General features: G+C 73.4%; 18 protein-coding genes. 7 read left to right on the forward strand and 11 right to left on the reverse strand.

Annotated elements, in window-relative coordinates:
* The first annotated feature begins 29 nt into the window (after positions 1-29).
* Entirely contained in the window at positions 30-1,145 is a 1,116-nt protein-coding gene (locus tag ACIG5E_RS16220; RefSeq protein ID WP_396534057.1) for an alpha/beta hydrolase, read from the forward strand.
* 3 nt (positions 1,146-1,148) lie between these two features.
* On the opposite strand, the gene ACIG5E_RS16225 is transcribed toward ACIG5E_RS16220, so the two are convergent.
* From ACIG5E_RS16225 to ACIG5E_RS16235, 3 genes are all read right to left on the reverse strand, one after another.
* Positions 1,149-1,865 (reverse strand): DsbA family oxidoreductase, encoded by a 717-nt coding sequence (locus ACIG5E_RS16225; protein ID WP_396534058.1) that lies wholly within the window; start codon positions 1,863-1,865, stop codon positions 1,149-1,151.
* Positions 1,866-2,024: 159 nt separating this feature from the next.
* Positions 2,025-4,691, reverse strand: a complete 2,667-nt coding sequence (locus ACIG5E_RS16230; RefSeq protein WP_396534059.1) for an MXAN_6230/SCO0854 family RING domain-containing protein — start codon at positions 4,689-4,691, stop codon at positions 2,025-2,027.
* Between the two features lie 214 nt (positions 4,692-4,905).
* The gene (locus tag ACIG5E_RS16235; protein WP_396534060.1) at positions 4,906-5,394 is read right to left on the reverse strand and encodes a chitinase; all 489 of its coding nucleotides are present in this window, start codon (positions 5,392-5,394) and stop codon (positions 4,906-4,908) included.
* Between ACIG5E_RS16235 and ACIG5E_RS16240 the strand changes: the two genes are divergently transcribed.
* Positions 5,393-7,381, forward strand: coding sequence for a hypothetical protein (locus tag ACIG5E_RS16240; RefSeq protein WP_396534061.1), 1,989 nt, complete (start codon positions 5,393-5,395; stop codon positions 7,379-7,381). The genes ACIG5E_RS16235 and ACIG5E_RS16240 overlap by 2 nt on opposite strands.
* Before the next feature lie 16 nt (positions 7,382-7,397).
* Here ACIG5E_RS16240 and ACIG5E_RS16245 read toward each other — a convergent pair whose 3' ends face one another.
* Positions 7,398-7,589, reverse strand: coding sequence for a DUF6011 domain-containing protein (locus ACIG5E_RS16245; RefSeq protein ID WP_396534062.1), 192 nt, complete (start codon positions 7,587-7,589; stop codon positions 7,398-7,400).
* A gap of 43 nt (positions 7,590-7,632) precedes the next feature.
* On the opposite strand from ACIG5E_RS16245, the gene ACIG5E_RS16250 reads away from it, so the two are divergent.
* Positions 7,633-8,400 carry a TetR/AcrR family transcriptional regulator gene (locus tag ACIG5E_RS16250; protein WP_396534063.1) on the forward strand — a complete coding sequence of 256 codons (768 nt, stop codon included), beginning with the start codon at positions 7,633-7,635 and terminating at the stop codon, positions 8,398-8,400.
* On the opposite strand, the gene ACIG5E_RS16255 is transcribed toward ACIG5E_RS16250, so the two are convergent.
* Positions 8,387-8,728 (reverse strand): winged helix-turn-helix transcriptional regulator, encoded by a 342-nt coding sequence (locus tag ACIG5E_RS16255; RefSeq protein WP_396534157.1) that lies wholly within the window; start codon positions 8,726-8,728, stop codon positions 8,387-8,389. The genes ACIG5E_RS16250 and ACIG5E_RS16255 overlap by 14 nt on opposite strands.
* Positions 8,729-8,883: 155 nt before the next feature.
* On the opposite strand from ACIG5E_RS16255, the gene ACIG5E_RS16260 reads away from it, so the two are divergent.
* Together ACIG5E_RS16260 and rarD are read left to right on the forward strand one after the other, a co-directional pair.
* Positions 8,884-9,732: an SDR family oxidoreductase gene (locus ACIG5E_RS16260; protein ID WP_396534064.1), complete on the forward strand. Its 849-nt coding sequence runs from the start codon at positions 8,884-8,886 to the stop codon at positions 9,730-9,732.
* 143 nt (positions 9,733-9,875) lie between these two features.
* On the forward strand, positions 9,876-10,853 hold the full coding sequence (gene rarD, locus ACIG5E_RS16265) for an EamA family transporter RarD (RefSeq protein ID WP_396534065.1): 978 nt from the start codon (positions 9,876-9,878) through the stop codon (positions 10,851-10,853).
* Between the two features lie 40 nt (positions 10,854-10,893).
* On the opposite strand, the gene ACIG5E_RS16270 is transcribed toward rarD, so the two are convergent.
* From ACIG5E_RS16270 to ACIG5E_RS16280, 3 genes are read right to left on the reverse strand one after another with little or no spacing between them, the layout of a single operon-like run.
* Positions 10,894-11,769, reverse strand: coding sequence for an ABC transporter permease (locus ACIG5E_RS16270; protein WP_396534066.1), 876 nt, complete (start codon positions 11,767-11,769; stop codon positions 10,894-10,896).
* Positions 11,756-12,844, reverse strand: coding sequence for an ATP-binding cassette domain-containing protein (locus ACIG5E_RS16275; protein ID WP_396534067.1), 1,089 nt, complete (start codon positions 12,842-12,844; stop codon positions 11,756-11,758). The genes ACIG5E_RS16270 and ACIG5E_RS16275 overlap by 14 nt, the downstream gene beginning before the upstream one ends.
* Before the next feature lie 3 nt (positions 12,845-12,847).
* A complete protein-coding gene (locus ACIG5E_RS16280; protein ID WP_396534068.1) occupies positions 12,848-14,092 on the reverse strand; it encodes an outer membrane lipoprotein carrier protein LolA in 1,245 nt (414 codons plus the stop codon).
* A gap of 181 nt (positions 14,093-14,273) precedes the next feature.
* Here ACIG5E_RS16280 and ACIG5E_RS16285 point away from each other — a divergent pair, with 181 nt between their 5' ends.
* Positions 14,274-16,862 (forward strand): bifunctional FO biosynthesis protein CofGH, encoded by a 2,589-nt coding sequence (locus ACIG5E_RS16285; protein WP_396534069.1) that lies wholly within the window; start codon positions 14,274-14,276, stop codon positions 16,860-16,862.
* 169 nt (positions 16,863-17,031) lie between these two features.
* A complete protein-coding gene (locus ACIG5E_RS16290) occupies positions 17,032-18,147 on the forward strand; it encodes an ADP-ribosylglycohydrolase family protein (protein WP_396534070.1) in 1,116 nt (371 codons plus the stop codon).
* 126 nt (positions 18,148-18,273) lie between these two features.
* Here ACIG5E_RS16290 and ACIG5E_RS16295 read toward each other — a convergent pair whose 3' ends face one another.
* From ACIG5E_RS16295 to ACIG5E_RS16305, 3 genes are all read right to left on the reverse strand, one after another.
* Positions 18,274-18,483 (reverse strand): DUF397 domain-containing protein, encoded by a 210-nt coding sequence (locus ACIG5E_RS16295; RefSeq protein WP_396534071.1) that lies wholly within the window; start codon positions 18,481-18,483, stop codon positions 18,274-18,276.
* Positions 18,480-19,343, reverse strand: a complete 864-nt coding sequence (locus ACIG5E_RS16300; RefSeq protein ID WP_396534072.1) for a helix-turn-helix domain-containing protein — start codon at positions 19,341-19,343, stop codon at positions 18,480-18,482. Before ACIG5E_RS16300 ends, ACIG5E_RS16295 begins: the two co-directional genes overlap by 4 nt.
* A gap of 479 nt (positions 19,344-19,822) precedes the next feature.
* A complete protein-coding gene (locus ACIG5E_RS16305; RefSeq protein ID WP_396534073.1) occupies positions 19,823-20,563 on the reverse strand; it encodes a GPP34 family phosphoprotein in 741 nt (246 codons plus the stop codon).
* Between the last annotated feature and the right edge of the window lie 101 nt (positions 20,564-20,664).

Raw genomic sequence — 20,664 nt, forward strand, 5'->3', positions numbered from 1 at the left:
GAACGCCGTGTCCGGCCGTATCAGCTGATGTGAAGCTGACCGGCACCCCGTTCTTCGTCCTCTCCGTCCTCCTCGTCCCGCTCTCCATGGGCCTCCTGATGTACCTGTGGAACCGGGTGCGCGGTCCGCAGGCCCTGCGCTTCGGATCGCGGCTGCTCATGGTGGCGTTCGCCCAACTCACCGCCGTGACGCTGGTCTTCGTCGTGGTCAACAACGACAACCAGCTCTACAGCAGCTGGGACGACCTGCTCGGCACCGGAAGCCACGTCCGCGCCGTGCCCGTCCCGCCCCCGGCGGATGCGACGGCGGCCGCGAACGGGCCCGACCAGCCCAAGGTGACCCAGCAGTTCACCTCGGTGGACGACAAGGCCGTGCCGAAGGACGTGAAGACGACCGAGCTGAAGGGCCGGGTCTCCGGGGTGGACGGCGAGGTGCTGGTCTGGACGCCGCCGCAGTACGACGACCCGGCCTACAAGGACAAGAAGTTCCCGGTGGTCGAGCTGCTCGCGGGCTTCCCCGGCTCGTCCAGCGCCTGGTTCGGCAGCATGAACGTCTCCAAGCAGCTGGCGCCGCTGATGAAGTCCGGGCAGATCGCGCCGTTCATCCTGGTCTCGCCGCGCGTCGTGCTGCTCGAAGGGCACGTCGACACGGGCTGCGCGGACGTCCCTGGCAAGGTCAACGCCGAGACCTGGCTCGCGCGCGACGTGCCGCAGATGGTGCTGGACAACTTCCGCGCCGAGCCGGGCCCCGAGCGCTGGGCCGTGGCCGGCTACTCGGCGGGCGGGCACTGCGCCGCCCGGCTCGCGATCGCGCACGCGAACCGGTACCACGCCGGGGTGAGCCTCTCCGGGTACAACGACCCGGCGGGCGAGTCGGACTCCCTCACCGCCAAGGACCCGCACCTGCGCGAGGTCTCCAACCCGGTCTACCTGCTCCAGCACGCCCAGACGCCGCCCAACGTCGCCCTGTACGTGACGGGCAAGAAGGGCGACGGCTTCGAGGACGCCCTGGCGCTGCAGAAGAACGCCAAGGCGCCGACGGCCGTCACCCCGGTGGAGGTCAACGGCCCGCACCTGACGTCCACCTGGGAGCCGCTCGTCCCGCAGGTGTTCACCTGGCTCACCCAGACCGTCGGGAAGGGCTGACCGTCACCGCTGCGGCAGCTCGCAGCCGTCCGGCCCGCAGGCCTGCGCGTCGCCCGGCGCGCAGGCCTGGATCAGCGGCGAGGGCACCCGGCTCTCCCAGGCCTGCTCCAGCGCCCGGGTGAAGGTCTCGGCGGGCTGGGCGCCGGACACCCCGAGCCGCCGGTCGAGGACGAAGAACGGCACGCCCGTCGCCCCCATGGCGCTCGCCGTCGCCTCGTCCTCGCGCACCGCCGCCGCGTACGCCTCCGGATCGGCCAGCACGGCGGCGGCCGCCTCGCCGTCGAGTCCGGCCTCGACGGCGAGCTCCAGCAGGCGCCCGGCGTCGAAGGCCGAGCGCTCCTCGGCGAAGTTGGCCCGGTACAGCGCGTCCAGCAGTTCGGCCTGCCGGTCGTGCGCCTTGGCGAAGTGCAGCAGCCGGTGCATGTCGAAGGAGTTCGCCGCGTCCCGGCCGGCGTCCAGGTAGGGCAGCCCCTCGCCGCGGGCGTTCTCGGCGATCCGGGCCTCGGCCGCCTCGGCCTGCTCCAGGCTCATCCCGTACTTGGTGGCGAGCAGCGGGATCACCGGACGGGCCGCGCGCGGCGCGTGCGGGTCCAGCTCGAAGGAGCGGTGGACGACCTCGACCTCCGCGCGGTGCGGGAACGCGGCCAGGGCCTGTTCGAACCGGGCCTTGCCGATGTAGCACCACGGGCAGTTGATGTCGCTCCAGATCTCGACGCGCACGGCGCTGTACTCCTTCCAGCCTTGCGCGGTCCTTCCGCGCCGACGCCTTCCGGAACGCCGGTGTCCACCTGAATATTTCTTGTCCTGAAATATTCAGGTCCGAGAGTCGGCGACCGGCCGTTCGCAGCGGCTCATCCAGAGGACGGGGCCCTCGCGTTCCTACCGTTGCGGTGCGAAGGCCGACACGAGATCCCCCGCCGTCCAGCGTTCCAGTTCCTCGGGCGCCGCGTCCACCGGCCCCGGGTACAGCCGGTACAGGGTGCCCGCGGCCTTCTCCGGCGCCGGTACGTCCCCGTCCACCAGGGCGACGAACGCCTTCGCACCGTCCGGAAGCCCGGCCTCTCCCGGGCCGTCGTCGTCCTGCCGGGCCCGCAGCCGGGCCGCGAACGCCCCGACGCTCTCCGCCTCGCCCCGCCGCCGCCAGCGCCGTACGCCGTCCCGGCCGCGCATGTGCACCTCGTCGGTGGTGGCCGCCGCCCGGGCGCAGGCGACGTCCCACAGGGTGGCCCGGTTCTCCGGGCCGAAGTGGGCGAGCACGTCGCGGCTGAGCGAGCCGACCTCGGCCTGGTGCCGGTAGACGCTGTGGAAGCCGCCGTCGGCGCCCGTGTTGAGGTCGGTCCAGGTGTACTGCCGCTCCGCGAGGTCGACGATCATCGGGACGGACACCTTGGCGTCCCCGACCAGGTCCAGCCGCTGCCGCACCGCCCTCGGGTGGTAGTGCTGCCCGCCGGACGGTGTCGCGCCGAGGTCCATGAACCCGGCGAAGGCCTCGGTCAGCTGCTCGAAGGCGACGTCGTTGTAGCTGAACACGATCACCACGGCGTACCGCGCCCCGCCGGCCGCCAGCTTGGCGAGGTCCAGGTCGGCGAACTCGGTGGCCCCGTCCGGCGGCGGCGCGGAGACGTAGTCGCCCGAGTGCACGGCCGCCCGGTCCCCGTGCACCAGGTTGGTGTAGTCGCACAAGCCGCTGAAGCGCCACCGCTCGTCGTACAGCGCCACCGACAGGTCCAGGTCCACCCGCAGGTGCTCCGGCTGCATCCAGTGCACGAACAGCCGCAGCCGCTCGCCCGCCGGCAGCGGCTGCCGACTGCCGCGCGGCACGCACACCAGGGTCTTGGCGGCGGCCCGTTCGGCGAACGGCGCGACCAGGTCGACCAGTCCCTCGTCCAGCAGCGCGCGGTCGTACCGCTCCCCGTCGGCGGCGCCCCGCCGCAGCAACTCGGCCTCGATCAACGCGCAGACGGGGGCGCTGAGTTCGGCGGGCACCACGGTGCCGTGGTCCGCCCGGGCGTGCGCCAGCGAGACCGTCCCCCGGGGGAAGTACAGCCGCCGCTCACCCTGGGTGCGCGCTCCGCGCAGCCGTCCGTACGCGCCCAGCAGCGGCCCGGGGGCCACCCGGCCGAGGGCGCCCTCTACGGCGGTCAGCAGGTCCGGCGGCAGTTCGGTGCCGGGGGCGGTGGTGGCGTGCACCCGCAGCACGTGGTGCAACCGGCGGACCAGTTCACCCGGCCGCCCGGCCAGCACCCGCACCGCGCCGTGGGCGTCCCCGGCGGCCAGCAGCGATTCCACGCGCCCGGCGAAGCCCGTGAACGCGAGGCGGGCGCGATCGCCGCTGGTGACCACCCGCAGCTGCGCGGGCGGCTCGGCGAACTCCCGGCCCACCTCGTGGGTGCGCAGGTCCGTCTCCCGCAGCAGCACGAACGCGGCCGTCACCCGCGGGAAGCGCCGCCGGCGCTCGTACGGGTGCAGCAGTTCGCCCGCGCGCAGCCAGGCCGAACGGTGACGGCGCAGGTCCTCCACGAGGGCGGTGGGGGAGAGGCCCTCCAGGACCTCCAGTAGGCCCCGGCGCAGCGGCCGCGGCAGATTGCGCAGCCGCAGGCCCCGCGCGGTGGCGGGCAGCAGGTCGGGCTCGGCGCCGGACCACGCCCAGAGCAGCCGCAGCACGTCCGTCGCGGTGTCGACCCGCTCGGCCAGTACGGGCAGGGCGGCCGCGCCGTCGCGCTTCAGCAGCGCGGCGAGCACGGTGGCCTTGGACTCGCGCAGCGGGATCTGCGCGGGCAGGCGCCCCGGCAGGTCCTCCGGGGCGTGGGCGAGCAGCGCGGCGAGGTCCTCCCGGTCCTGCGGGGAGAGCGGGGTGCGGCGGGCCAGCAGCCGGCCCAACTCGCCCATGGCGGCGGTCACCTGGTCGGCCGCGATCAGCCGCAGCGGGCGCAGCGACTGCTGCCCGCCGAAGTCCTCGGCCGCCTTGCGCCCGGCCGAACTGTCCTCGCCGAGGTACGTCCCGCTCTTCAACTGCGCACCGCACAGCGGGCATCGCCCGCCCCGGCCGTCGGCGGTCAGCCCGTCCAGGCAGGGCGCGCAGATCAGGTGGGCGCAGGGCGCGAGCGCGCCGACGCCGACCTCGGCGCCGCGCCGGCCGCAGTGCGCGCACGGCTGGTTCGGCTGGTTGAGCAGGAACGCCCTGACCTGCCGGGTGTAGAAGACGTGCGCGTGGTCCGGCACGGCGTCCGGGAAGCGGCGGAACAGCGGCAGGTGCTCGCGGTCCGCGCCCAGCAGGTGGTCGATCCGGGCGAGCAGCCCGTCGCCCAGCTCGGCCAGCCGGACCGGGGCCAACCTGGCGAGCACGGAGCGCAGTTGAGTGGTGAGGACGTAGCCGCGCCGGACCAGGTCGGCGTCCAGGGCCACCAGGCCCTCGACGCTCCACGGATCGGCGGAGGGCAGCAGCTCGCCGGGGGCCACGGCGACGGCCGCGCGACGGCGGAGCAGGAAGGAACCGAGATCGAGATCGACGCTGACGTCGAAGGGAGCCGCGATGGCTCGGGGCATGCGGAGAGATCCCCCCACGGAGGCGGAAACGAAGAAGGGGGCGGAGAGGGGGCGCGCTACTGGTTTCAGAGGAAGAAGAGAAGGAAGCGCGTCGCGGAGCCGCCAACACCGCCACCATAGCCGAGCGCTGTGCGGGCGCCCACCGATTTTTTTCGGCCGTCCCGGAGCGGGAAGTCGGCCGGGCCGACTTCCCGCTCCAGCGGCGCCACCGGGCTCAGCAGGAGATGTTGCCGCCGCCCACGTTCGTGCCCAGCACGCCGACGAACTTCTTGAACAGGTTGATCCGGTCGTTGCGCTCGTCCGGGTTCTTGCCGTTGCACTCCAGGTCGCCGTTGATGCTGCGGATGGTCTCGCCGAAGCCCCTGTTGCCGACGATGGCGTCGTGCGGCGTCACCGTCCCGGCGCCCTTCTGGCTGTCCCAGAACCAGAGCGCGGTCTTCCAGGCGACAGCCGGGTCCTTCTCCACCTTGAACGGGTCGTGCAGCAGGTCGATGGGCGGTGCTTCGCTCTCGAAGGACCGGGACTCATCGTGGTCGGCGACACTCGCGAGTCGAGCCTTTCCGAGGTCTAAACCACTCGTACGGGTCGTATCCGATCCAGGAGTTGGGGTGCCATCGACCGCAGGGTGATCATCCGACTGTCGTGTGCACCGGATAGCCTCATCCGCGCACGAGCCGAGAGCGGACCCGGGGGGGCAGGGCATGGCGCACACCGACGACGAGGGCGACGAGCGGCTGGCGGCCGAGGGCGAGGTGGCCGTCGCCCGGCTGGCGATCGACTCCGGGGACCTCGCCCACGCCGCCGATCACCTCTCCGACGCGATCCTCGCCGACCCCCAGCTGCCCGAACTGCACGAGGCACTGGCCGAGTTGTGCGCCGCCGCCGGCGGCCCCGCCGCGGCCCGCGACCTGTTCCCGATGGACGGCGAGGTCTACCTCGGCACCGTCGTCTGCCGCGCCCACGTGGAGGCCGCCGCCGGGGACTGGGACACCGCCGTCGGCCTGCTCGCCTCGGCGATCCAGTACGAGCCGGCCCGCCCCTGGGCGCACACCGCCTGGCTCGCCCGCGAGGACCTGCCCGCCCTGGTCGACCCGGACGCCGTCGCCCAGGCGGTGGCCCGCGCCGCCGGCGCGCTGCCCGACCCGCTGCCCGCCGAACTCGCCGACGCCGTACGGCCCTTCGAGCGGTTCCTGCGGGCCGCGACGGAGCGCCACCCCGAGCACCCGCTGCTGCTGGCGATGGCCTCCGGCCTGACCCGCCGCTTCGGCGCCACCGCCCGCGCCGTCGAACTCGCCGAGCGGGCCCACCGCCTGGCCCCCGGCTACCTGCCCTCCGTGATGCTCGGCAACGCCCTACGCGCCGACGGCCGCCCCGAGGAGGCGCTCACCGTCTGGGAGGCCGAACTCGCCCGGGTCGCGCCGGACGAGGGCAAGTCCAGCAGCTACCTCGCCGTCGACGTCGCCGAGCTGTACGGCTCCCTCGGCCGCCCCGCCGAGGGCCTGCCCTGGCTGGAGCGCGTCCTCGCCGCCGAGCCCGACCACCCCAAGGCCGCCCCGGCCCTGCACGGGCTTCGCCACGCCGTCGACGGCGACGCCGTTCACCTGCTCGCCCTCGCCGACCACCACCGCGACCACCCCGACCACGAGTACGCCCAGGACCTGCTGGAGCGGCTCAGCCACCGCGAGTCCTGGCTCGGCATGGTCTCCGGCGCCACCGAGGCGACCGTCAACGTGCTGCACCAGGTGCTCGGTTCGGACGGCACCAGCCGCGACACCGGGATCGACTGCAGCGCCTCCGCCGTCGAGCCGCCCAGCTCGGTGCTGGCCCTCCACCTCGCGCTGCCGCGCTCCACGGTCTCCTACCGGTCCGTCGGCGAGCCCGACCCCCGGCTGCCGCTGACCGAACCCACCACCCGGATCTGGTCCTGGGACGGCACCGACCCGCGCCCGGCCGTCGCCGCGCCCGCGCCGTCGAGCGCCGAACTCGTCCGCGCCACCGCCGAAATCGTCTGGCCGACCATCCCCGCCGCCTACGACCACGCCGTCCGGCTCGCCGGGCTGCCGCTGGACGAACTGCTCGGCGCGCTCGTCCACCCGCCGCTGCCCCGCGAGGACGACCTCGGCCGCGCACTGCTCGCCCACCAGCCCGAGCTGTGGGTGCGCGCCGTCCAGGCCTTCGCCTGCCTCGGCATCGCTCACCACCGCACCGACCAGCCGTGGGAGGGCTCCGAGCGCCGCCGGGTGCTGCGCGACCTGCTACTCGGGCCGGAGGACTGGGTGGTCGAGGCGGCCGGCTTCGCCCTGGTCGCGATCGGCTGGACGCACCCGTCCGCCCGCGCCGACATCGCCGAACTGTTGCGGCAGCGGCTGCACTACAGCGCCCGGGCGAGCCGCAGCCGGGTGGTGACCATCCTCCGCTCGTACTGCGCCCTGGTGCTCGCCGCACCGTGGACGGAGCCGGACGACCGCGAGATCGCCCGGCACCTGCTGGACGAGGCGGACGCCCAGGACGCCCAGGACGCCCAGGACTCCGAGGACGCCGAAGACACCCAGGACGCCCAGGATGCCCGGGACGGCGCGGACCCGGAGGGCCCGGGCGACGAGCCCGCCGCGACCGAGCCCGCCGCGACCGAACTCCCGCAGCAGCCCCGCCGCCCCGGCCTGATCCGCCGTCTCTTCGGCCGCTCCTAGGCCCCGGGGCCCCGGGCTACACCCCCGGCAGCGTCTCCTGCTCCACGTCGAACCGCGCGACCCGCTCCGCCGGATCGCGGCACTCCGGCCCCAGCCGCAGCATCCGCGACTCCGGGTCGTGCAGCGGCCGGTGGCAGCGCCGGCAGGTCACCCGGGGGCGGAGGGCCCTGTTGGTGTCCGTGCCGGGCAGTGGCTCAGGGCTGGTCATGGTGGAGACGGTAGCGGCCCGCGTCCGTGAAAGGATCCTGCGCATGGCCACGGACCGCAGCAGCGCAGGAGACCCGGCGCGCACCCTCGCCCTGCTCTGGGGGCTGACCGCCGAGGAGAAGCCCGGCCGGCGCGGCCCGAAGCAGGCCCGCTCGACCGGCGAGATCGCCGCCGTCGCCATCGCCCTGGCCGACGCCGAGGGCGTGGACGCCGTCACCATGCGCCGGGTCGCCCAGGAGCTCGGGCTGTCCCCGATGGCGCTCTACACCTACGTGCCCGGCAAGGCCGAGCTGCTCGACCTGATGCTGGACACCGTCTACGCCACCATGCCCCGCAGCACGCCGGCCGACGACGGCTGGCGGGCCCGGGTCACCGCCGTCGCCGACGACAACCGGGCGCTGTTCCGCGCCCACCCGTGGGTCGGCGCCGTGTCCACCAGCCGCCCGCCGCTCGGCCCCGGCCTGATGGCCAAGTACGAGTACGAGCTGAGCGCCCTGGAAGGCACCGGCCTGCCCGACGTCGAGCTGGACGCCGCGCTGACCCACCTGCTGGGCTTCGTCCAGACCTGCGCCCGGATGGCCGCCGACGAGCGGGCCGCCCAGCAGGACAGCGCGCTGACCGACGCCCAGTGGTGGCAGGCCAACGCCGACCTGCTGGCCCGGGTCTTCGACCCCGAGCGCTACCCGGTCGCCGCCCGCGTCGGCGCCGCCGCCGGCCAGGCGCACGGCGGCGCGTACAGCCCGGACCACGCCTACGCGTTCGGCCTGGCCCGCGTCCTGGACGGGCTGGCGGCACTGATCAAGGAGCGGTAGGCCGCCCGTCGTACTCCTCGCGGGCCGCGACCACCGAGTCCACCCGCTGCTCGGACCAGTGCGCGAGCGCCGCGACCAGCTCCGCCGCTTCCCGTCCGAGCGGGGTGAGGCTGTAGTCGACCCTGGGCGGAATCACCGGGTGTGCCTCGCGCAGCACGAAGCCGTCCCGCTCCAGCGTCTGCAGGGTCTGCGCGAGCATCTTCTCGCTGACCCCCGACACCCGCCGCCGCAGCTCGCTGAACCGGTAACCGCGCTCGCGCAGCGCACCGAGGACAAGCACGCCCCAGCGGCTGGTGACGTGCTCCAGCACGCCCCGGGACGGGCACATCCGGTCGAAGACGTTCGCCGGGGGCAGCTCACTCACCCGCATTCCACTTACCTTCATGTCAGTACCCTACTTTTAAGTGCGCACTTTCGAAAGGTTAGTGCCATCCCTAAGGTGAGTTTCGAGGCCAGAGAACCACCCGCGAGAAGGAGCACCCTATGTACGTCGTCACCGGAGCCACCGGCCAACTCGGCCGGCTCGTCGTCGAAGGCCTGCTGGCCAAGGTCCCCGCGAGCGAGGTCGCGGTCGCCGTCCGTTCCGCCGGGAAGGCGGCCGACCTGGCCGCGCGCGGGGTCGACGTCCGCGTGGTCGACTACGACGACCCGCAGACCCTGGCCGGAGCCTTCGCCACCGGCGACCGGGTGCTGCTGATCTCGGGCAGCGAGGTCGGCCGCCGCATCCCGCAGCACCGGGCCGTGGTCGAGGCCGCCCGGACGGCCGGGGTCGCCCTGCTCGCCTACACGAGCATCCTCGGCGCGGCGACCTTCCGGCTGGCCGACGAGCACAAGGCGACCGAGGAGCTGATCCTCGCCTCCGGCCTGCCGTACGCCTTCCTGCGCAACGGCTGGTACACCGAGAACTACCTGGGTGACGCGGCCGGCACGGTGGCGCGCGGTGTGGTGCTCGGCAGTGCCGGGGACGGCCGGGTGGCCACCGCCGCTCGCCGGGACTACGCCGACGCGGCGGTCGCCGTCCTGCTCGACGGGAGCGAGCAGAACCGGGCCTACGAGCTGAGCGGCGACGTCGCCTGGAGCCTGCCCGAGCTGGCCGCCGAGCTGGCGAAGGCCTCCGGCGAGCCGGTCGGGCACCGCGACGTCACTCCGGCCGAGCACCTGGACGTCCTGGTCGGCGCGGGCCTGCCGCAGGGCTTCGCCGAGGCCCTGGTCGACGTGGACGCGGGCATCGCGCGCGGCGAGCTGGCGCTGCGCACCGGCGACCTGGCCCGGCTGATCGGCCGTCCGACCGTCCCGCTGGCGGAGTCCGTCCGTGCGGCGCTGGGTGCCTGAGGCGACCACCTGACCTGCGAGAACGCCGGGTCCGTCCAGCATTCAGGCACTGTCATGACCAAAATCCGGAAACGGAGATGACAGCCTGCCCTCCCGCCCGCTACCGTCGCCAGGACGACACGCGCGCGGGAGGGCACTCGGTCATGCCACACACGACCCAGCAGGACAGCGGCCGAGGCCTCTGGTACGGCATGGCGGCCTACGGGATCTGGGGGCTCTTCCCCCTCTTCTGGCCGCTGCTGGAGCCCGGAGCCGCCGACGACATCCTGGCCAACCGGATGGTCTGGTCCCTGGTCGCGGTGGTGCTGATGCTGGTCGCCCAACGGCACTGGAGCTGGATACGCCCGCTGCTGCGCCAGCCCCGCCGGCTCGCCATGCTGGCCGGCGCGGCGACGGTGATCTCCGTCAACTGGGGCGTCTACATCTGGGCCGTCAACAGCGGCCACGTGGTGGAGACCAGCCTCGGCTACTTCATCAACCCGCTGGTCACCATCGGCTTCGGCGTCCTGGTGCTCAAGGAGAAGCTGCGCGGCGCGCAGTGGACGGCCGTCGGCGTCGGCGCCGCCGCCGTCGCGGTGCTGAGCATCGCCTATGGGCAGCTGCCGTGGATCGCGCTCACCCTGGCGCTCTCCTTCGCCACCTACGGCCTGCTGAAGAAGCAGGTCGGGCTGAGCGGGCTGGAGAGCCTGGCCGCCGAGAGCGCCTTCATGTTCCCCTTCGCCCTCGGCTACCTGGTCTCCCTGGAGGTCAGCGGGCGCGGCACCTTCGGGCACACGGTGGCCGGCTCGTACGGCTGGGGGCACTCCGGGCTGCTGATGCTCAGCGGGGTGATCACCGCGATCCCGCTGCTGTTCTTCGGCGCGGCCGCCGTCCGGGTGCCGCTGACCGTGCTGGGCCTGCTGCAGTACCTGGCGCCGGTCTTCCAGTTCCTGATCGGCGTCGCGGTGTTCCACGAGTCGATGCCGCCGGCGCGCTGGGCCGGCTTCGCCCTGGTGTGGGCCGCGCTCGCGGTGCTCACCAGGGACGCGCTGCGCCAGGTGCGGGCCGACCGCGCCGGGCGGGCCGCGGCCGTGCCGCAGCCCGTCCCGACGGAACCGGCCAGGGAAGCCGTCACCAGCTGACGCCGCTCACGCGCTGATGTCGCTCACGCGCTGATGTCGCTCACGCGCTGATGTCGCGGCTGGTGAACCGGGCCCAGGCCGCCGAGCCGAACACCGCGACGTAGACGGCCTGCAGCCCGAGGTCCTTCCACACGCCGTCCCAGTACATCGGCTCGCGCAGCAGGTCCGAGAAGCTCATCCAGTAGTGGGTGAACAGGAACGGCCGGACCGCGTCCAGCTGCGGGAAGGCGTCCAGGATCTGCACCGTGATCACCAGCCCGACGGTCGCGGCCATCGCCGCGATGCCGCTGCCGGTGAGGGTGGAGACGAACAGCCCGATCGCCACCAGCCCGGCCAGCGAGACCGCGACCACCCCGGCCACCAGCACCGCCCGCAGCAGCGCGTCGGTGAAGCCGATGGTGTCCCCGGAGATCAGCGTGACCTCGCCGAGCGGGAACAGAGTGGCGCCGGTGGCCAGCGCCGTCACCGCGACCGCCGCGGTGGCGGCCAGGCAGAACACCAGCCCGGCGGTGAACTTGGCGGCCAGCAGTCTGGTCCGCCCGGCCGGGGCGACCAGCAGGTAGCGCAGCGTCCCGGTGGCCGCCTCGCCCGCCACCGAGTCCCCGGCGACCACGCCGACCGTCATCGGCAGGAAGACGGGCAGGGCCACCGCCAGCGCGGTGAACACCAGGAACAGGCCGTTCTGCGTGGTCTGCGCGATGAAGCTCGGTGCCCCGCCGCCACCGCCGCGCGGACTGTCCGTGTTGAGCTTGACGATCACCCCGATCAGGATCGGCAGCGCCGCCAGGATGCCCAGCAGCACCTTGGTCCGCATCCGGCGGAAGGTCAGGTGCAGCTCGTTGCGGAACAGCGCCAGGAACCCGGACGCGGTCTGCGGCCGACGGCCGATCACCAGCACCGTCTCAGCCTGCGACATCGAAGCCCTCCCCGGTCAGCGCCACGAAGGCGTCCTCCAACGTGCCCCGCTCCAGCCCGAACCCGTGCACCCGGACCCCGGCCTCGACCAGCGCCGCGCACAGCTTGGGCAGCGTCTCGTCGCCGTTCGCGCCCAGCTCGCCGTCCACCCGGCCCTCGCCGGGCACCAGCGCGCCCACCTGGTGGGCCGCCAGCACCTCGGCGGCCTGCGCCACGTCGGGGGTGCGGACCACCAGCCGGCCCTGCGCCCGGGCGGCCAGCTCGGCGACGGTGCCCTGCACCACCAGCCGGCCCCGGGACATCACCGCCGCGTGGGTGCAGACCTGCTCGATCTCGTCCAGCAGGTGCGAGGAGAGGAACACCGTGGTGCCCTCCGCCGCGACCTCCCGGACCAGCGCCCGGATCTCCCGCATGCCCTGCGGGTCCAGCCCGTTGGTCGGCTCGTCCAGCACCAGCAGCTCGCGCGGCTGCAGCAGCGCGGAGGCCAGGCCCAGGCGCTGCTTCATGCCCAGCGAGTAGGCACGCGCCTTCTTGCCCGCGGCGGCGCTCAGGCCGACCCGCTCCAACGCGGTCTCGACCCGCTGCCGGCGGGTGCGCGGGTCGGCGGTCGGGTCGGCGGCGTCGAAGCGGACCAGGTTGTCCCGGCCGGACAGGAAGCCGTACAGCGCCGGGCCCTCGATCAGCGCGCCCACCCGGGGCAGCACGGTGGCGACGGACTGCGGCATCGACTCGCCGAGCACGGTGGCCACGCCGGAGGTGGGGGCGATCAGGCCCATCAGCATCCGGATGGTGGTGGTCTTGCCGGAGCCGTTGGGGCCGAGGAAGCCGAAGACGGAGCCGCGCGGCACGGTCAGGTCCAGGCCGTCGACGGCGAGCTGGCCGCCGCGGAAGCGCTTGGTCAGGCCGCGGGTCCTGATCACGTCGTCGGCGGGGGAGTCGGCACGGGAGGTACGGGGGGCCGGGGAGGCGGAGGTACGGGGAGTCGGGGAGGCGGAAGGCACGGGGGCCGGGCGCGACGCCGCGCCCCGGCCCCCGGCCGACTCCGTAACGTCCCCCGTTACGGGAGTCTCGGTCATCCGTCAGTTCACCCCGGCGGCGTGCTGGAGGACCGGCAGGGTCACCGCGCCGGCGAAGACCCGGCCGTCGTCGGTGAGCAGGACGTTGACGACCTTGGTGCTGATCAGGGTGCCGCCGCCGACCGGCTTGCCGAGCGACTTCACCAGGGCCTGCGGGTTCATCGGCCGGCCGTGGTGCTTGCCCTGCTTGCCGTTGTCCTCGCCCTGCGGTGCCTCGACGCTGGTGGGCAGCTGGGTGGAGACCACGGCCGTCCAGCCCTCGCCGATCACGTTCACACCGTCGTGGCCCTTGCCCTGCTCGCCCTGCTTGCCCTGCTCATCCCGGGCGCCCTTGGCCGCCTCGTCCGCCTTCTTCTCCGTCACCTTGGCCCCCTTGGGCGCCGTGAAGTCGAAGGTTTTGGCGGCCGGCTTGGCGAAGGACACGTCGGTGAAGTGGACGTCCAGCACGGTGGAGCCGTCGGTGGACTTCACCACCACCGCGAGCGGCACCCCGTTGTCGGCGGCCACCGCGATCCGCACCTCGGAGACGGTCGAGCCGGACTGGGTCGGCTTGACGCTCAGCTGGTACGCCTTCTGCCCGGCCACGTTGGCCGTCCCGGCCACGGTGACGGAGGTGGTGCCGGCGCTGCCGGTGAGGAACTGCTTGGCGGCCTCCTGCGGGGTGGTCGGCACCCCGGTCAGCGGTGCCTTCGGGGCCTTGGCCGCGGCGTGCTCGGCCGGACGCCCGGTCATGTGCAGGGCGGTGTTGGTCGAGCTGTCCCAGGCCCAGCTCTGGTCGCCGTTGCGGACCAGGGTGTAGCCCGCCATGTTCTCCATCAGGTCCACCCGCTGGCGGTCCGGGCCGTCCACCGCGACCCGCAGGGTCTGGTCGCCGCCGAGCAGACCGAGCAGCTTGGACTGCGGGTCCGCCGAGGCCTGGCCCTGGTCGCCGCCGTGCCCGGCCGCCGCACCGAGCCCGCCGGCCGCGGCGCCCAGCAGCTGGCTGGGCACCCCGAGGTCGGTGGAGACGGAGACCGTCCCGGACAGGGCCTGGGCGTCCGAGCCGAGCACCTTGGTCACCACCTGCTCGGCGGACAGCTGCGGCAGGTCCGGCGGCGAGTCGGCGGCCAGCGCCGGTACCAGCCCGACCCCGGCGGCGATCACCGCGCCCACCACCAGCGGCACCCCGGCCCGCACCAGGACGCGCCGCCGTGAGCGGTACGGCACCCCGCCGTCCAACTGGTCGTCCACTGCCGTCTCATTGGTCATGGCGTACTCAACTCCTCTGCGAACCGGTGCGATTGGCACTGCCCCTCCATTAGAGGCCGGTACCGGCGGCACGTCATCGCCCTGCAGGGGCACTTCGAGGTGAACCTGATGGGTACGTCGACCCTGAGACGCTCTCAGGGTTGCGTCCTCCCGGCGTACCACCCTGACGTAGGGTCGCGCCATGGACGGAACCGCCATGGACGCAAGCAACCCCCCGACCGCTAACGCGATGCGGCGCGCCCTGCGCCGCGCCCGGGACGGCGTCGCCCTCGACCTGACCGAGGCCGCCGTGCTGCTCCAGGCCAGAGGCGAGGACCTGCGCGACCTGTGTGCCAGTGCCGCCCGGGTGCGCGACGCCGGCCTGGAGGCGGCCGGCCGCCCCGGCGTCATCACCTACTCCAAGAGCGTCTTCATCCCGCTCACCCGGCTCTGCCGCGACAAGTGCCACTACTGCACCTTCGCCACCGTCCCCGGCAAGCTGCGCCGGGCCGGACACGGGATGTTCATGTCCCCGGACGAGGTGCTGGAGGTGGCCCGGCGCGGGGCCGAACTCGGCTGCAAGGAAGCCCTGATCACGCTCGGCGACAAGCCCGAGGACCGCTGGCCCGAGGCCCGCGAGTGGCTGGACGCGCACGGCTACGACGACACCATCGCCTACGTCCGGGCGATGTCCATCCGCATCCTGGAGGAGACGGGCCTGCTCCCGCACCTCAACCCCGGGGTGCTGAGCTGGACGGACTTCCAGCGGCTCAAGCCGGTCTCCGCCTCGATGGGCATGATGCTGGAGACCACCGCCACCCGGCTGTGGAGCGAGCCCGGCGGCCCGCACCACGGCTCCCCGGACAAGGAACCGGCCGTCCGGCTGCGGGTCCTGGAGGACGCGGGCCGCAGCTCCGTCCCGTTCACCAGCGGCCTGCTGATCGGCATCGGCGAGACCCACCAGGAGCGCGCCGAGTCGCTGTTCGCGCTGCGCAGGGTCTCCCGGGCCTACCACGGCGTCCAGGAGCTGATCCTGCAGAACTTCCGCGCCAAGCCGGACACGGCCATGCGCGGCATGCCCGACGCCGAACTCGGCGAGCTGGTGGCCACGGTGGCGGTCGCCCGGCACCTGCTGGGCCCCACCGCCTGCCTCCAGGCGCCGCCGAACCTGGTGGACGGCGAGTACGAGCGGCTGATCGCGGCCGGCATCGACGACTGGGGCGGCGTCTCCCCGCTCACCCCGGACCACGTCAACCCCGAGCGCCCCTGGCCGCAGATCGACCGCCTGGCCGAACGTTCCGCCGCGGCCGGCTTCGAGCTGCGCGAGCGCCTGGCCGTCTACCCCGAGTACGTGCTGCGCGGCGAACCCTGGCTGGACCCGCGGGTGCTGCCGCACGTCCGCGCCCTGGCCGACCCGGCCACCGGCCTGGCGAACCCGGACGCCGTGGTCCAGGGCCACCCCTGGCAGGAGCCCGAGGACCTGCCGGAGGCGTACGGCCGGACCGACCTGCACACCGCCGTCGACACCGAGGGCCGCACCGGCGACCGCCGGGCCGACTTCGAGGACGTGTACGGCGACTGGGAGGTGCTGCGCGAACAGGTACTGGCGAAGGGCGCGCCCGAACGCCTCGCCGGGGACCTGCGCGAGGCGTTGGCGGTGGCCGCCGACGACCCGACCGGGCTCACCGACGACCACGCGCTGGCGCTGTTCCACGCGGACGGCCCGGCCCTGGACGCCCTGTGCCGGATCGCCGACGACGTCCGCCGCGACGCGGTCGGCGACGACGTCACCTACTGCGTCACCCGGAACATCAACTTCACCAACGTCTGCTACACCGGCTGCCGCTTCTGCGCCTTCGCGCAACGCCGCACCGACGCCGACGCCTACACCCTCTCCCTGGAGCAGGTCGCCGAACGGGCCGCCCAGGCCTGGGAGGTGGGCGCCACCGAGGTGTGCATGCAGGGCGGCATCCACCCGGACCTGCCCGGCACCGCCTACTTCGACATCGCCCGCGCGGTGAAGGAGCGCGTCCCCGGCATCCACGTGCACGCCTTCTCCCCGATGGAGGTGGTCAACGGCGCGACCAGGACCGGCCTCTCGATCCGCGACTGGCTGCAGAAGGCCAAGGAGTCCGGCCTGGACACCATCCCGGGCACCGCCGCCGAGATCCTCGACGACGAGGTCCGCTGGGTGCTCACCAAGGGCAAGCTGCCGGCCGCGACCTGGGTCGAGGTGGTCACCACCGCGCACGAGCTGGGCATCCGCTCCTCGTCCACGATGATGTACGGGCACGTGGACACCCCCGCGCACTGGCTCGGCCACCTGCGGCTGCTCGCCGGGATCCAGCAACGCACGGGCGGTTTCACCGAGTTCGTCACCCTCCCGTTCATCCACACCAACGCCCCGGTCTACCTGGCCGGCATCGCCCGCCCCGGCCCGACCGCCCGGGACAACCGCGCGGTGGTCGCGATGGCCCGGCTGCTGCTGCACCCGCACATCCCCAACATCCAGACCAGCTGGGTCAAGCTCGGCGCGGAGGGCGCGGCCGAGATGCTCCGCTCGGGCGCCAACGACCTGGGCGGCACGCTGATGGAGGAGACCATCTCGCGGATGGCCGGCTCTGCGTACGGCAGCTACAAGTCGGTGCGTGACCTCCAGGCGATCGCCGAGGCCGCGGGCCGGCCGCACCGCCAGCGCACCACCCTCTACGGCGAGGTCCCGGCCGAGCGCCGGGCGGCGGCACTGGCCTCGGACGGGCACCTGCCGGAGCTGCTGCCCGTCCTGGACTGAGACCGGCCGCGGGGCCCCGGCCGCTCCGGGAAGAGCGGCCGGGGCGGGGAACCGAAGTACGAGGGACGCCGTCGTTTCGCTCGCGCCTTCGAATACAGTGCCAGGGCGCGCGCCACGGCCGTGCGTCGCGCGGACCGGCCCCCACCCCGACGAAAGGCGCCCCGTCGTGATGCCACTGTGGTCACGAGCCCAGCAGCAGGACTTCCGCAGCCGGGTGCGCGGCTGCCTGCTCGGCGGTGCCATCGGTGACGCGCTCGGCGCAGGTGTCGAGTTCGATCCGCTGGAGAAGATCCGGGCCCAGCACGGCCCGCAGGGCGTCACCGGCTACGTCCCGGCGTACGGGCGCACCGGCGCCGTCACCGACGACACCCAGCTCAGCCTGTTCACGGTGGACGGCCTGATCCGTGCCCACATCCGGCGCGACACCGGCAGCTGGCACCCGCCCACCGACCTCCACCTGGCCTACCTGCGCTGGGCCGCCACCCAGCGCGACTGGGGCCCGGACGAGCGCCGCCCCGACCTCGGCTGGCTCGGCCGCGAGGAGTGGCTGTACGCCCAGCGCGCCCCCGGCCAGGGCTGCCTGACCGGCCTCGCCGGGCCGGACGGCGAGCGGCTCGGCACCCTGGAACGGCCCAAGAACCCGCACTCCAAGGCCTGCGGCACGGTGGTGCGGGCGGCGCCGTTCGGGCTGCTCACCACCTGGGAGCCGGGGCTGGTGTTCCAGCTCGCGGTGGAGTGCTCGGTGCTCACCCACGGCCACCCCACCGGCTACCTCGCGGCGGGCGCGCTCGCGGTGATCGTCCAGTCCGTGGCCCGCGGCGGCACCCTGGAGGAGGGCGTCCACCTGGCGCTGGCCCTGCTCTCCGAGCGGCAGGCGCACGAGGAGACCACCGCCGCCCTGCGGGCCGCGCTGGACGCGGTGCGGGCCGGCGAACCGTCCGCCGAGCGGGTCGAGGCGCTGGGGGAGGGCTGGGTCGCCGAGGAGGCGCTGGCCATCGCGGTCTACTGCGCGCTGGTCGCCCACGACGTGCGCTCGGGGCTGCTGCTGGCCGTCAACCACTCCGGGGACAGCGACTCCACCGGCGCGATCTGCGGCAACCTGCTCGGGGTGCTGCACGGGGACACCGCGCTGCCGCCGGGCCTGGTGGCGGGCCTGGAGGGGCGCGGGGCGATCCTCGAACTCGCCGACGACTTCGCGCTGGAGCTGATGCACGGCACCGAACTGCACGACCGGCAGAGCCCGGAGGGGGCCGACTGGGCCGCCCGCTACCCGGTGGCGCACTGAACGGTCGCGCTGTGAAGGGATCGCGCTGTGAAGGGGAGCCCCCGACACGGCAGTTGCCCGTAGCGCCGACCGCCGCTCGGGGCGACGGACACCGCTACGGGCAACTGGGCCGAGCACGGATCCGGTTCAGACCTCGCCGAAGGCCCCCGCCGCCACGGCCGACGCGAACGCGTTCCAGGCCTCGGTGGAGAAGCGCAGTTGCGGGCCGGCCGGATCCTTTGAGTCCCGGACCGCGACCGCTCCCGCGGCCGGTCCGGCGATCTCCACGCAGGCGCCCTGGCCTCCACTGTGACTGCTCTTGCGCCAACGGGTTCCGTGCTCGGCGGGGGTGATCATTCGTGGTATCCCTTTTCGATGTCGGCTATCAGCGACCGGCTCTCCGCGACACCGAGCGCGGCCGCTCTCAGGTAGTCGTAGAGACCGGTATAGCGGCGCACATCGGCGTCCTTCTCCAGGTAGAGATCGCTCGTCACACCTTCGAAGTAGACAACCGTGGAATCGGCTGACTCCGGGAACTCCAGCAGGGAGAATGTCCCGGTCATGCCGGGATGGGCTCCGTGCGAGAACGGGATCACCTGGATGGTGATGTTCGGGCGCAGGCTCAGCTCCAGCATCTGCCGCAGCTGCCGGGCCATGATCTCGCGGCTGCCCACCTCGCGGCGCAGCGCCGCCTCGTCTATGACGGTCCACAGGCTGCCGAGCTGGTTGTCGCCGTGGACGCGCTCCTGGCGCTTCATCCGCACCTGCACCCGGCGCTGCACCGCGTTCGCGTCGGTGTCCGGCTGGGTGCCCTCCACCACCGCCTGGGCGTACTGCTCGGTCTGCAGCAGGCCGGGGACGAAGGAGGACTCGTACGCGCGGATCGAGGAGGCCTCGGCCTCCAGGCCGATGTAGACGCTGTACGGCGTCGGCATGTCGTTGAAGTCGTGCCACCAGCCGCGCTGGCGGGACTCCTTGGCCATCTCCATCAGGCTGTTGCGCATCTGCTCGTCGGCCACGTTGTACACGTCGCAGAGGTCGCGCACGTCGCGCTGGCTGATGCTGCGGCGGCCGTTCTCCAGTCGGCTGATCTTCGACTGGGAGACCATCAGGCGGCCGGCCACCTCCTCCGCCGTCATCCCGAGGCCCTCGCGGAGCTTGCGCAGCTCCGAGCCGAGCCGTCGGCGGCGCACGGTGGGATTGATGTTCGCGGACACGTCGACCTCCGGCCGAACCTCTGGTGATCGTTGGAACGGCAGCCCTCGGAACACTTCGGACATTGGGACCAACCCCCCTGACTTGGAGCAGCATGTCACCTTGGGCCAGCTCGGCGCCGGGGAATCACAGCAGCGCAGTAGAACAGATCATCGGAAAAGCGCGTCTGTGAGACAGCGAAAGCTCCCAGGTGGTAATGCGGCTCGGTGACTCGGACCGGTAGTGAGCGGTGGGCCTCGACGGGCCTCCGGGAACGGCGGAGGGGCGGTCGCCGGGCGACTTGCGTCGCGGGGCGACCGCCCCTCGGTGCTACTCGTGGTGCGGGGTGGTGCCGGTGGTGCCGGTGGTGCGGCTGGTGGTGCGGCTGGTGGTGCGGAGTTGCGCGGCCGGTGGTGCGGCTGGTCGTGCGGAGTCGCGCGGCCGGTGGTTCAGCGCCTTCGAGGGGCGTGAACGGTGTGGTGCGCGCCGTCGGCGGTCCGGATCAGCGGACGGCGACCCGCGGAGCGGTGACCCGCCCGCCCGAGGTCCGCCCCGCGGCGCGGGCGCCGGAGCGGCCGGTGCCGGCTCCGGAACTCTGGGATGAACGGTTCTGCTGCGTCGGCAGGCCGTTCTGCACGTCCATCACGGCGTGCGCGACCATCCCGCCCAGCGGGTCGTACCGGATCAGGTCGCGCAGCCGCGATCGTGAGGACCGGCCCTCGTTGCCCGGGTACAGGTGCTTGCCCAGCCCCACCGAGTGGGCGAGGGCCGCGAGCGCGGCCGTCCGCGGGTCCGGCGGCACGCCGGTGCGGATCGCGGTGTCCAGCCGTTGCTTGATCGCGGCGTTGGTGCAGTCGTCGGACGCCTGGTACCGGGTCGTCGGCAGCACCCCGCACATCTGCCCCGGCACGGCCGTGACCATGCCGCAGCGTTCCAGGTGCGCCAGGTACGTCTGCCGCAGCCCCAGCCGGGGCCCGCCGATCCAGTGCGCCGCGCGGACCGGACTGCCGCGTCGTCGCAGCAGCTCCAGTGCGTGGTCAAGGGTCGGGTCGCCGGTCGGCCGTGCGAGCACGACGGCGATCCGGTCGCCCTCCGGTACGATCCGTCCGGCCAGGGACAGCTCGACGAGCTGCGCCCCGGCGAGTCCGAGGTCGAGGGTCTGCGGCTGCGCCGTGGTACCCGTGGTCGGGTCCAAAGCGAGCAGCAAGAGTTCCTCGGGAACAGTTCTGCGGCTCTTGCCCATCCAAGCCTCCCCGCGTGGATGAGAGACAGGGTGACGCCTCTCACACGGGCTTGTCGAGTACGCCTCCGAATCGTGACCTTGCGGTGAAGGCGCGGAACCGG

This window comes from Kitasatospora sp. NPDC053057 (assembly GCF_044546945.1).
Taxonomy (GTDB): Bacteria; Actinomycetota; Actinomycetes; order Streptomycetales; family Streptomycetaceae; genus Kitasatospora.